Source organism: Rhodobium gokarnense (assembly GCF_025961475.1).
Classification (GTDB): domain Bacteria; phylum Pseudomonadota; class Alphaproteobacteria; order Rhizobiales; family Rhodobiaceae; genus Rhodobium; species Rhodobium gokarnense.
The window spans coordinates 525663-536350 of the sequence record NZ_JAOQNS010000003.1 but is presented as its reverse complement, the minus strand read 5'-3'; the positions used below and the strand labels follow the sequence as shown (position 1 = coordinate 536350).

At 66.2% G+C, this 10688-nt stretch carries 10 protein-coding genes; 3 read left to right on the top strand and 7 right to left on the bottom strand.

Features of this window, described 5'->3' with window-relative positions; all coding sequences use genetic code 11:
- Positions 1 to 228 precede the first annotated feature (228 nt).
- The 3 genes from M2319_RS07675 to M2319_RS07665 form a co-directional block, all read right to left on the bottom strand.
- The gene (locus M2319_RS07675; protein ID WP_264600856.1) at positions 229 to 747 is read right to left on the bottom strand and encodes a GNAT family N-acetyltransferase; all 519 of its coding nucleotides are present in this window, start codon (positions 745 to 747) and stop codon (positions 229 to 231) included.
- 89 nt (positions 748 to 836) lie between these two features.
- The gene (typA, locus tag M2319_RS07670) at positions 837 to 2660 is read right to left on the bottom strand and encodes a translational GTPase TypA (protein ID WP_264600855.1); all 1824 of its coding nucleotides are present in this window, start codon (positions 2658 to 2660) and stop codon (positions 837 to 839) included.
- Between the two features lie 200 nt (positions 2661 to 2860).
- Positions 2861 to 3382 carry a hypothetical protein gene (locus tag M2319_RS07665; RefSeq protein ID WP_264600854.1) on the bottom strand — a complete coding sequence of 174 codons (522 nt, stop codon included), beginning with the start codon at positions 3380 to 3382 and terminating at the stop codon, positions 2861 to 2863.
- Between the two features lie 438 nt (positions 3383 to 3820).
- Here M2319_RS07665 and M2319_RS07660 point away from each other — a divergent pair, with 438 nt between their 5' ends.
- Positions 3821 to 4771 (top strand): AraC family transcriptional regulator, encoded by a 951-nt coding sequence (locus M2319_RS07660; RefSeq protein WP_264600853.1) that lies wholly within the window; start codon positions 3821 to 3823, stop codon positions 4769 to 4771.
- A gap of 48 nt (positions 4772 to 4819) precedes the next feature.
- On the opposite strand, the gene M2319_RS07655 is transcribed toward M2319_RS07660, so the two are convergent.
- The 4 genes from M2319_RS07655 to M2319_RS07640 form a co-directional block, all read right to left on the bottom strand.
- Positions 4820 to 5329, bottom strand: a complete 510-nt coding sequence (locus M2319_RS07655; protein ID WP_264600852.1) for a DUF1499 domain-containing protein — start codon at positions 5327 to 5329, stop codon at positions 4820 to 4822.
- An 87-nt stretch (positions 5330 to 5416) separates the two neighbouring features.
- A complete protein-coding gene (locus M2319_RS07650; RefSeq protein WP_264600851.1) occupies positions 5417 to 6787 on the bottom strand; it encodes a TAXI family TRAP transporter solute-binding subunit in 1371 nt (456 codons plus the stop codon).
- A gap of 85 nt (positions 6788 to 6872) precedes the next feature.
- Positions 6873 to 8087 (bottom strand): argininosuccinate synthase, encoded by a 1215-nt coding sequence (locus M2319_RS07645; protein WP_264600850.1) that lies wholly within the window; start codon positions 8085 to 8087, stop codon positions 6873 to 6875.
- Between the two features lie 162 nt (positions 8088 to 8249).
- The gene (locus tag M2319_RS07640; RefSeq protein WP_264600849.1) at positions 8250 to 9101 is read right to left on the bottom strand and encodes a phosphatase PAP2 family protein; all 852 of its coding nucleotides are present in this window, start codon (positions 9099 to 9101) and stop codon (positions 8250 to 8252) included.
- Positions 9102 to 9267: 166 nt separating this feature from the next.
- On the opposite strand from M2319_RS07640, the gene M2319_RS07635 reads away from it, so the two are divergent.
- Complete coding sequence (locus tag M2319_RS07635) at positions 9268 to 9906, top strand: 2-hydroxychromene-2-carboxylate isomerase (RefSeq protein ID WP_264600848.1); 639 nt, start codon at positions 9268 to 9270, stop codon at positions 9904 to 9906.
- A gap of 86 nt (positions 9907 to 9992) precedes the next feature.
- A complete protein-coding gene (locus tag M2319_RS07630) occupies positions 9993 to 10634 on the top strand; it encodes a LysE family translocator (RefSeq protein WP_264600847.1) in 642 nt (213 codons plus the stop codon).
- The last annotated feature ends 54 nt before the right edge of the window (positions 10635 to 10688 follow it).

Here is a 10688-nt window from a genome sequence, read left to right as displayed (position 1 = left end):
TCAGGCCCCACCAGGCGATCGGAAACATCCCCCCAAAGGCCTTCGCCGATCAAAAGAAAACCGAAAACCCATCACCGAATTCGTGAACTTGCACAGCAATGACGTTTCGATGTCATTGCGAGCGCAGCGAAGCAATCCAGAGCTGAGGGAGCGCCATCCTGTCCGCTTTGCTGCTTCGCGCAGCCGACATGTCATCTTGCTCAGGAGAAATAAAAAGGGACCCGCCGACTACCGTGCGCCCTTGCCCCAGCCGAAGACGACGGCGGGCAGGCACGACTGGCCGACCATCTCGGCGCTACGGCGGACCTCGGTGCCGCCGAGGGCGGCGTAGAAGCCGGTGGCCAGCACGTTGTCGGCGAGCGCGCGGACCGCAAGGCTGCGGAAGCCGCTGCCGGCGAGCTTTGCGCGGGAGGCATCGAACAGGGCGCGGCCGAAGCCGAGGCCGTGATATTCCGGCGCCAGGTAAAGCTCGTAGATCTCGGAGGTGTAGGGCAGGTCCTTCAGGCGGCTCGGGCCGAAGGTCGAATAGGCGATGATCTTGCCGTCGAACTCGGTGACCAGCATGCCGCCGCGCCGGCGCACGACGCCGTCCCACCAGACGCTGCCGCGGCGGTTGATCATCTTTTCCAGATGGGTGCCTTCGATGATGCCGCTATAGGCATAGCGCCAGGAATCGGCGTGCACCCTGGCAACGCCGTCCGCGTCTCCCTGCCTTGCCGGCCGTATTTCAGAGGTCTTGAGCGACATAGGCGAATCCTATGCCAGCGGGACCTTGAGGGGAAGCCCCGGCGGAGATTTTCCTCAAGCGAGATTACCGCCGGAGCGGACGCAGGCGGTCAGGCCGCGTCGCTGCCCTTGGCGCGCTCGGCCCGCTTCCGCTCGTGCGGGTCGAGATGGGCCTTGCGCAGGCGGATCGACTTCGGCGTCACCTCGACCAGCTCGTCGTCGTTGATGTAGGAGAGCGCCTTTTCCAGCGTCAGCTTGATCGGCGTCGTCAGGGCGACCGCCTCGTCCTTGCCGGCGGAGCGGATGTTGGTGAGCTGTTTGCCCTTCAGGACGTTGACCGCAAGGTCGTTGCCGCGGGTGTGCTCGCCGACGATCATGCCCTCATAGACCTTGACGCCGGGCTCGATCAGCATCGGGCCGCGGTCCTCCAGCTTCCACAGCGCATAGGCGACGGAATCGCCGTCGCCATTGGAAATCAGGACGCCGGTGTGGCGGCTGGAAATCTCGCCCTTGTGCGGCCCGTATTCGAAGAACAGCCGGTTGAAGATGGCGGTGCCGCGGGTGTCGGACATCAGCTCCGACTGGTAGCCGATGAGGCCTCTGGTCGGGGCGTGGAAGACGAGGCGGGTGCGGCCGTGGCCGGAGGGGCGCATCTCGATCAGGTCGGCGCGGCGCTCCTGCAGCTTCTGCACGACGTTGCCGGAATACTCGTCGTCGACGTCGATGATGACTTCCTCGATCGGCTCGTGCCTGTCGCCGTTCTCGTCGACCTGGTAGACGACGTGCGGGCGCCCGACCGTGAGCTCGAAGCCCTCGCGGCGCATGGTCTCGATCAGGATCGCAAGCTGCAGTTCGCCGCGGCCGGAGACCTCGAAGCTGTCGGCGTCCTCGGTCTCGCGCACCTGCAGGGCGACGTTGCCCTCGGCCTCCTTCAGCAGCCGGGCGCGGATGACGCGGCTCTGCACCTTGTCGCCGTCCTGGCCGGCGAGCGGGCCGTCATTGACCCGGAACGTCATGGAGAGCGTCGGCGGGTCGATCGGCTGGGCGGCGATCGGCTCGGTGACGGAGGGATCGGCCAGGGTGTCGGCGACGGTCGCCTCCTGCAGGCCGGCGAGCGAGACGATGTCGCCGGCCTCGCCGACGTCGATCGCCTGGCGCTCCAGGCCGCGGAAGGCGAGCACCTTGGAGATGCGGCCGCGCTCGATCACCTTGCCGTCGCGGGAAAGCGCGTGGACGCTCATGTTCGGCGTCACGGTGCCGGAGGCGATGCGGCCGGTGAGGATGCGGCCGAGGAACGGATCTGCCTGGATGGTGGTGGCGAGCAGCCGGAACGGGCCGGGCCGGACCGTCGGGGCCGAGACGTGTTCGACGACGAGGTCGAGCAGCGGGCCGACGCTCTCCTTCGGACCGGTCGGCTCCATCGCCATCCAGCCCTGCTTGGCCGAGCCGTAGAGTACGGGAAAGTCGAGCTGCTCGTGGTTGGCCTCAAGGGCGCTGAACAGGTCGAAGACCTCGTTGAGGACGTCGTCGTGGCGTTCTTCCGGCTTGTCGATCTTGTTGATGGCGACGATCGGCTTGAGGCCGATCTTCAGCGCCTTCGACAGCACGAACTTGGTCTGCGGCATCGGCCCTTCGGCGGCATCGACGAGGATGATGGCGCCGTCGACCATGTGCAGGATGCGCTCCACCTCGCCGCCGAAATCGGCATGGCCCGGGGTGTCGACGATGTTGATGCGGGTGTCCTTCCAGACCAGGGACGTCACCTTGGCGAGGATGGTGATGCCGCGCTCGCGCTCCAGGTCATTGGAGTCCATCATCCGTTCCTCGGTCCGCTGGTTGTCGCGGAACGAGCCGGATTGCTTCAGGAGCACGTCGATCAGCGTGGTCTTGCCGTGGTCGACATGGGCGATGATGGCGATATTGCGGAGCTTCATTGGGACGTCCTTACCGGCGCCGGTGCGGCCGGGGGGCCGTTCCTGCTTTCGATCGTGTCTCGGATCGATCTGGATTTGGGGCTCTATTGGTCCCCAATTGTGTCAGGGCGACGACGGAATCAAGCAAAATCGTACGGTTGCGGCCGAGTTGGCCGGCTGAATGGTAAAAAAACGGGTCCGGACCGCGTTTTTTCGGGGTCCTAGTCGGCGGCCGGCCCCTGTTCCTTCAGCCGCTTCAGGATGTCGATGCCGCGCACGATCCCGCGATTGTTGGTGAGGTCCGCATCGTCATTGCGCGAATCCTGGTCGCTGCGCTTTTCCACGTCGTAGACGAGCTTGCATTCGAAGCTCGACGGAAAGGCCTCGTCCACCGCCCAGTCCTTGATCCATTTGTGGAGCTTCAATTCCTCGCCGGCATCGAGGTCGGAAAAGCGCCGGTAGCGCAGGCGGTGGCCCTCGCTCTCGCCGTGGCGGATCTCGTAAAGGGCGATGCCCTGGCCGCGCCTGGTGGAGGCAAAGGCCGCGTCGCCGAGGTTCTGCACCCGGCAGGCGATCTCGAAATCGAGGCGGCCGGAGCCGTCGGCCCGGACGTCGCTGACGCGGAAATCGACGACGGCCGGATCGGGACCGGACCCGGCGGCGCGGGCGCCGGCGGCAGACATCAGGCAGAAGACGGCAAGCCCGGCGGCGCGGGCGAATCGGTACGTCGTGTCGCCACCCATGGCGTATCCCCCGTTGAAAGCGTCCTGCCGGCAATCGTTCATTGCGCCGGTCGGGACTTCCGGCCTACCATCGCGCTGCGGCAGGTCGCGGCATTTGCGGCATGAGGGTATCATTTTTCGCTTTTCCGGCAAAAAATGACGACATGTCACATGAGCATTATTGCAAATGCGTCCTTTTCGCACATATTGGTTCGGCTCAATGCTGATATGAGTTATTCTTGGGGCTGAATAAGTATACGGGAGATAGTTTCGGGTGCGCGTTCGCGTTCGGTCGGCATTCTCCGTTCGGGACAAAGAACGTCGTCCCGGGATGGCTTCTTTCGGGGGTGTTTTTCCGGTGTTTTCGGGCCGACGCGGGCGGTCACATAACTTTTTCGTCCTGCAACCGCGCTTTTTCTGCGCGCCGCGGCCTCCCTGCGGGCGCATTTAGTTAAACCGATGACCGTGATGAATGCTTATGTGAGGCTGATTTCCGACACCGACATCGATGCGCTCGCCGCGCAGGCGCGGGACTGGCAGTTCGAAGTGGTGCCGCTCGAAATGGGGGTCGGCGTCAATCGCCTGCTCCAGGTCCGCGGGCAGATTGCCGGTTTCGACGCCGTGCGGTTCGAAAAACGCCTGCACCAGATCGGCGTCGCTCCCAAGGGCGTGTTCACGTTCGGCTTTGCTCCCGATCCGACGCAGACCTTGTTCTGGTGCGGTCGCGAAGTATCCGGCGCCGAGGTCACCGTTCACCGGAGCGGCAATGACTGGGAGAACGTGACCCGTGGTCCGCTCGACCGCATCACCATCTCGCTGGGCCGCGAACTCATCGAAATGATTGCCGAAGATCTCGGCGTGCCCCAGGTGATCGACCTGATCGAGCGCAACGAGACGCTGGTGCCGCCGTTCTACGAACTCCAGCAACTGCGCATGCGCCTCCTGGAGGCGCGCCAGAGCATTCTGGAACGACCCTCCGACGAACTCGGGCCGGGCCTTTTCCAGATGATCGACGAGGATCTGCCGCGGGCGGTGGTGCGCACGCTTGCCTTTGCGACGACGCCGAGGACGCGTGTCAGCGCGCGCGAACGGGACCGGGCGCTGCAGCGGGTCGTCGACTTCCAGCGCGCCCATCCGCACCGGCTGTTGCGCAACGCCGATCTCTGCCGGATCGCGGAGGTTTCGGAACGGACGGTGAACTACGCCTTCAAGGAGCGCTTCGGGGTTTCGCCCAAGGCCTATCTGAAGGCCTACCGGCTGGCCCAGTGCCGGCGCGAGCTGGTCAAGGCGAAGACTCCGCTGACGGTGCGCGGCATTGCCGAGCGCTGGGGTTTTTCCCACCTCGGACAGTTCGCCTCCGACTACCGGGCGATGTTCAGCGAACTGCCGTCCGAGACGCTGGCCCGATAGGGCGCCTCACCCCTTTCAGACACGCTTGGGCCTGCGGTTCTCGCAGGCTCAATCGGCCGCGTCGGTTTTCAGGCGGGCGGCGATCGCCTCCAGCCGCTTACGGTTGGCGCCGAGGTCGCTGCGTCCGAGGAGCGAGCGCGAATAGAGCCGGAGCGCGGTCTTTCCCTCCTCGATCGCTTCGGCTTCGGCATCGAGCGTGTCGGGGAACCGCATCAGCGTGGTGCGGAAGACATAGCGGCGATAGTCCGGCCGGGCACCGCCGTCGACCCGGTCGACCGGACGGAGATCGAGGGCGATGGAGTCGAGCCGGCGCAACAGGGCCTCCGGCTCAGGGGCATAGAAGGGAAGCTCGATGTCGACTTTGATGGCACAGGCGCCCGGCGAGCAGGCGAGCGCATCGTTCGGCGACGATCGCCGCGTCAGTTTCGCGAATGCCGCCGGGCCCTGGTCGGCCGGTCCGGCAATGCGCTCCCAGAGGCGATCGAGGAGCGGCGCCCGGTTTTTTCGAAGAACGGGACTGCCTGTCCCGTGCATCCGTTGTCCTTCGAGACGTATCATGGCCGGTTCCTTTCGCCGGGGGCGGAACGATGTGCGATTGCAGAGGCAAAACGGGTCGAAAGTGCGGCGGTTCCGGGTCCGCCTTGGCTATTGCGCCGTTTCGGGTTGCCTGGTCGTGATCTGTTTTCTCTCCTCGACCGCCGTTCGGCTGCCGTCGATCTCGGCGCGGCGCTGGTCGATGCCGATGCGCACCGAATCCCATAGGAAGGCGAAGGACTGAAAGCCCTCCTCGGTGACGTCGTCGGTGTCGAGGGCAACGACGACGGATTCGCGGATCTCGTGCAGGCTGTCGCGGCACTTGTCGAGGGTCTCCACGCTCTCCGCGTCGCGCGCCTCGTTGGCGAGCGCCAGGAGCTGGTAATTGTAGGAGTCGGCCCTGTTCTTGCGGTTGGCCACCAGCCGGGCGCGCAGCGCGAAGCCGGCCGACATCACCATGGCGATGACGGTGACGAGGAGTGCCAGCGGCTCCGCGTTCTCCTGGATGAAGGAGGGCTCGTCGCGGCGATAATAGGCGTCGGCGCCGTCATGGAGCGGCACGGCAAGGCCGATCGCGGCATTGGGGATGGCGATCTCGTCGGCGAGCGGCGTCCTGACGATGAGGTCGAGGCGTTGCTCGAAGAGGATGCCGGTGAGTTCGCGGATCGCCATCGGGTCGAGGTCGGCGCGGGCGACCAGGAGCCGCTCGATGGTCGGCGCCTGGATGTCGGTGGCGGGCAGCGGCGGGTCGCCGTCGAAGGCGCCCTTGACGATGGTCGAGGCATCGAGGAAGGGCCGGTTGATGGCGATCGCCCGCGTCTGGTCGATGGGGACATAGGCGAGCCGGGTGCCGACGAGGTCGGCGTTGGAGATCAGGTGCAGGATCAGCCGGTCGTGCAGGGAGCGCAGGGCAAAGACGGCATCGACCTGGTTCCTGGCGATGGCCTCGGTGGCTCGCGGAAGGCTCATCGCCTTCCAGCGGAAATCGTCGACCGCAAGATTGTAGTGGCGGGCGAGCATCCAGAACGCCCGGAACTCGTCGGTGCCGAAGGGCGGCAGGGCGATGCGCTTGCCGACGAGGTCGCGGATGCTGGAAATGCCGGCCTCGGAGCGGGCGATGAGCTGGAAATAGTCCTTGTAGAGATGGCTGACGAGGCGGATGACGTTGACCGCCGGGGTGTCGGCATGGACGGCGGCGAGGTCGACGGTGCCGGCGCGGATCATGCCGACATTTTCGCTGGAACCGCCGCTTTCGCGCACGGTCAGCCGCAGCGTCTCGGAATGGCGCTCGACGACCTCGGCGATCTCGCTGAGGAGCTGGTAGGCGTCGCTGCCACGCGGGCCGGCGGCAACGGTCAGGTGCTGATAGGGTTCCTTCTTGCCGAAGGGAACGGCAACCAGAACCACGGCCGTGCCGATGGCAAGGCCGATCAGCGCGGCAAAGGCAAGGCGCCTTGAAAACCCCTCTCTTTCCCCCGCCATCCGTTTCTCCGCCCCGCTGGCCCTCTCTTTTTTCAAGAGTTGCACAGCAGGGGCGGAATCAGAAGCCCGTTCGCGTCGGGACGCTTCAGCCCTTGCGGCGGCGCATGGCAAGCGTCCGAAGGCGCAGGGCGTTGAGGCGGATGAAGCCTTCGGCGTCCTTCTGGTCGTAGGCGCCGCGGTCGTCCTCGAAGGTGACCAGTTCGTCGGAATAGAGCGACTTGTCGCTCTTGCGGCCGACGACGATGGCGCTGCCCTTGTAGAGTTTCAGGCGGACCGTTCCCTCGACATGCTCCTGGCTCTTGTCGATGAGCGCCTGCAGCATCTCGCGCTCCGGGGCGAACCAGAAGCCGTAATAGACGAGCTCGGAATAGCGCGGCATGAGCTGGTCCTTGAGGTGCATGGCCTCGCGGTCGAGCGTCAGGGATTCCATCGCCCGGTGGGCGACGGTGAGGATGGTGCCGCCGGGGGTCTCGTAGATGCCGCGGCTCTTCATGCCGACGAAGCGGTTTTCCACGAGGTCGACACGGCCGATGCCGTTGTCGCGGCCGAGGTCGTTGAGGCGGGCGAGCATGGTCGCCGGCGACAGCTTCTCGCCGTCGAGCGTGACGGCGTCGCCCTTCTCAAAGCCGATCTCGATATAGGTCGGGGTGTCGGGCGCCTCTTCCGGGGCGATGGTGCGCTGGAACACGTAGGCCGGCGGCTCCTCGTTCGGGTCCTCCAGCACCTTGCCCTCGGAGGAGGAGTGCAACAGGTTGGCGTCGACGGAGAACGGCGCCTCGCCGCGCTTGTCCTTCGGCACCTGGATCTGGTGCTTTTCGGCGAACTCGATGAGGTCAGTGCGGCTCTTGAAGTCCCATTCGCGCCAGGGGGCGATGATCTTGATGTCCGGGTCGAGGGCATAGGCGGCGAGCTCGAAGCGCACCTGGTCGTTGCCCTTGCCGGTGGCGCCGTGGGCGATGGCGTCGGCGCCGGTCTCGTGGGCGATCTCGATCAGGCGCTTGGAGATCAGCGGCCGGGCGATCGAGGTGCCGAGCAGGTAGACGCCCTCATAGAGCGCGTTGGCGCGCATCATCGGATAGACGAAATCGCCGACGAACTCCTCGCGCAGATCGTCGATATAGATCTCCTTGATGCCGGCGCGCTCGGCGTTGCGCCGGGCCGGCTCCAGCTCCTCGCCCTGGCCGAGATCGGCGGTGAAGGTGACCACCTCGCAGCCATAGGTCACTTGCAGCCATTTCAGGATGATCGAGGTGTCGAGGCCGCCCGAATAGGCAAGAACCACCTTCTTGATGTCGCTCACCGGTCTTCTCCGAGAATAGGAATGTCTTTGGGCCGGGCGGTTTCGCCCGGGGGTCGGCGGCACTTTAGTGCGAACGCGTTGGCGCGCAAGGGGGCGCCGGGCCGTTGGCCGGCAAAAGATCGCGGCGTTTTCTCGCAAAAGCGGCCGGCCACCGGCGCCGTGTCAGCGCAGCAGGTCGCGGCTGTGCGCCCGAAGCCGCCCTGCGCCGCGGGCGATCCGCCGGGCAAGCGCGGCGGTCGCTGCGGCAAGGCGGGCGAAGGCGGCCTCCAGCCGCGGCTTTTGCAGCCATTGCGGCGGCTTCTTGTAGAGCAGCTTGTAGGCGGTCAGCGTGACGGCAAGGGTCAGCGTCCAGGACAGCAGGACGTCGGAGAGGAAATGGGCGCCGAAGGCGACGCGGTTGATCGACAGGGCGGCGGCAAGGGCGCCGACCGTGGCGGTCGCCGGCAGACGCCAGCAGGCCGGCGCCAGGAAGACGACGACGAGGAGAAACGCCGCGGTGGAGGCCTCGCCGGAGGTGAAGGAGCAATTGGTGTGGCAGTAGTCGACGATCTCCCAGACGGGGGAGAACGGATGGTCGCCGCCGAAGACATCGACGTTTTTCGGCCGGGCGCGGCCCCAGTTGCCCTTCAGCATGACGTTGACGAGGAGGCCCGGCGCCAGCGCCATCGACGTCAGGACGAAGACCGGCGCGCGGATATCGATATGGCGCCGCAACCGCTCCACCAGCATCCAGGCAAGGAGTGCGGCGGCCGCGGACAGGCCGAGCAGCCAGGACAGGAACGGGTTGAGGTCACGCAATCGCCGGAGGAACGGGTCGTGGTGGAGCGGAAATCCGACGCCGGGCTCGTAGAAGACGCCGGAGACCGCGATGTCCACGTCCGGGAAGACGTTGAAGAACAGGGAGAGCGCCGCGGTGACGATCAGGATGGCGGCAATGGGCCGGTAGCGGGCCGTGGTCGTCGCTGTGGCGACGATGCCGCGCCGGGAGGCGTTCTGAAAATCGATGCTGTGCAAAGGAAAGAACCACCGTCTAAAAATATGGTCGGATGGCCCTGCGGCCATCCGGTCGTGTTGCCGTTATCGCGTCTACATTGCACGCAGATGTCGGAAAATGGCAATTTTGAAACGGCAGGGGCGATCTGGTCCGCGCCGCCCTTGAAGCTCCGGGGAGACGTCCGAGATGGCCAAACCGACGGTCGATTTCTGGTACGAATTCGCCTCCACCTATTCCTATCCGGCGGCGTTCCGGGTCGAGGCGGTCGCGGCGCGGTTCGGCGTTGCCGTGCGCTGGCGGGTGTTCGCGCTCGGCCCGCTGTTCAAGGCCGAGGGCCTGCCGGCGGACTCGCCGTTCAACTGGCAGGCGGCAAAAGGACGCTACATGTGGCGGGACGTCGCCCGGCTCTGCGCGGACCTCGACCTCGCCTTCGCGCCGCCCGATCCGTTTCCGCAGCCGAGCCTCCTTGCCGCCCGCGTCGCCCTCCTCGGCGAGGATGCGGGCTGGGACGCGGCCTTTGCCAAGGCGGTCTTTGCGGCCGAGTTCGCCGACGGGGCGCCGATCGGCGAGCGCGGCGTGATCGCCGGGATACTTACGGATCTCGGGCTCGATGCGGACGCCATCCTGGAGGCGGCGACGAGCGCCGACAACAAGGCGCGGCTGCGGACCGTCACGGGAGAGGCGCACGGGCTCGGTATCTTCGGCGCGCCCGATTTCGTCACGCCAGACGGCGAACTCTTCTGGGGCAATGACCGCATGGAGGCGGCATTCCGCTGGGCGCTCGCCCATGCGGAACGTGTGCCCGGGGGTGCGCCCGGCGGCTGATCCTCCCGGCGCTGTCATTGAGGCGTCGGGTGGGGCGCGGTATAAATCCCGCACTGCCGATCCGATACGACAAGGCGTGACATCCGATGTTCTTCCTGCCCGACCCCGCAGCGCTTGCCGCGTTCAGCCTTGCCACCGTCGTCCTGGCGCTGACGCCCGGGCCGGACATGACGTTCTTCCTCGGCAAGGCGATCGTCGCCGGCCGGCGCACCGGCTTCGTCGCCTTCGGCGGGGCGATCACCGGCATCCTCGTCCACACGCTGTTCGTCGCCGTTGGCCTTTCCGCCCTGCTGGCGGCGTCCGCCACCGCCTTCACCGTGCTGAAGGTGGTCGGCGCGGCCTACCTTCTGTGGCTTGCCGTCGATGCGATCCGCAACGGCAGCGGCTTCGACCCGGCGCTCGCCGACGGCAAGCGCCAGAGCCTTCGCCGCGTGTTCCTGTCCGGTCTCGGCATCAACATCCTCAACCCGAAGATCATCCTCTTCTTCGTGACGTTCCTGCCGCAGTTCGTCTCGGCCGGCGACCCGGACGCGGCGGCCAAGCTCGTCTTCCTCGGCGGCTGGTTCATCGTCGTCGCCGCGGCGATCATCCTGCCGATGATCACTTTTGCCGACCTGATCGCGGCGCGGCTGCGCCGCTCGCCCCGGATCCTCAGGGCCATCGACTGGCTGTTCGCCGGCGTCATGGCCGGCTTCGCCGTGCGCCTGGCGCTGGCCCGGGCGAACTGACCGCTCCGTGCAGGGCCGGAGCGCCACCGTTGCAGTTGTGTTGCATTCGGACGC

Coding starts and splice junctions, on each gene's coding strand:
- M2319_RS07675 (WP_264600856.1), bottom strand. CDS start 747: ATGTCGCTCAAGACCTCTGAAATACGGCCGGCAAGGCAGGGAGACGCG.
- typA (WP_264600855.1), bottom strand. CDS start 2,660: ATGAAGCTCCGCAATATCGCCATCATCGCCCATGTCGACCACGGCAAG.
- M2319_RS07665 (WP_264600854.1), bottom strand. CDS start 3,382: ATGGGTGGCGACACGACGTACCGATTCGCCCGCGCCGCCGGGCTTGCC.
- M2319_RS07660 (WP_264600853.1), top strand. CDS start 3,821: ATGACCGTGATGAATGCTTATGTGAGGCTGATTTCCGACACCGACATC.
- M2319_RS07655 (WP_264600852.1), bottom strand. CDS start 5,329: ATGATACGTCTCGAAGGACAACGGATGCACGGGACAGGCAGTCCCGTT.
- M2319_RS07650 (WP_264600851.1), bottom strand. CDS start 6,787: ATGGCGGGGGAAAGAGAGGGGTTTTCAAGGCGCCTTGCCTTTGCCGCG.
- M2319_RS07635 (WP_264600848.1), top strand. CDS start 9,268: ATGGCCAAACCGACGGTCGATTTCTGGTACGAATTCGCCTCCACCTAT.
- M2319_RS07630 (WP_264600847.1), top strand. CDS start 9,993: ATGTTCTTCCTGCCCGACCCCGCAGCGCTTGCCGCGTTCAGCCTTGCC.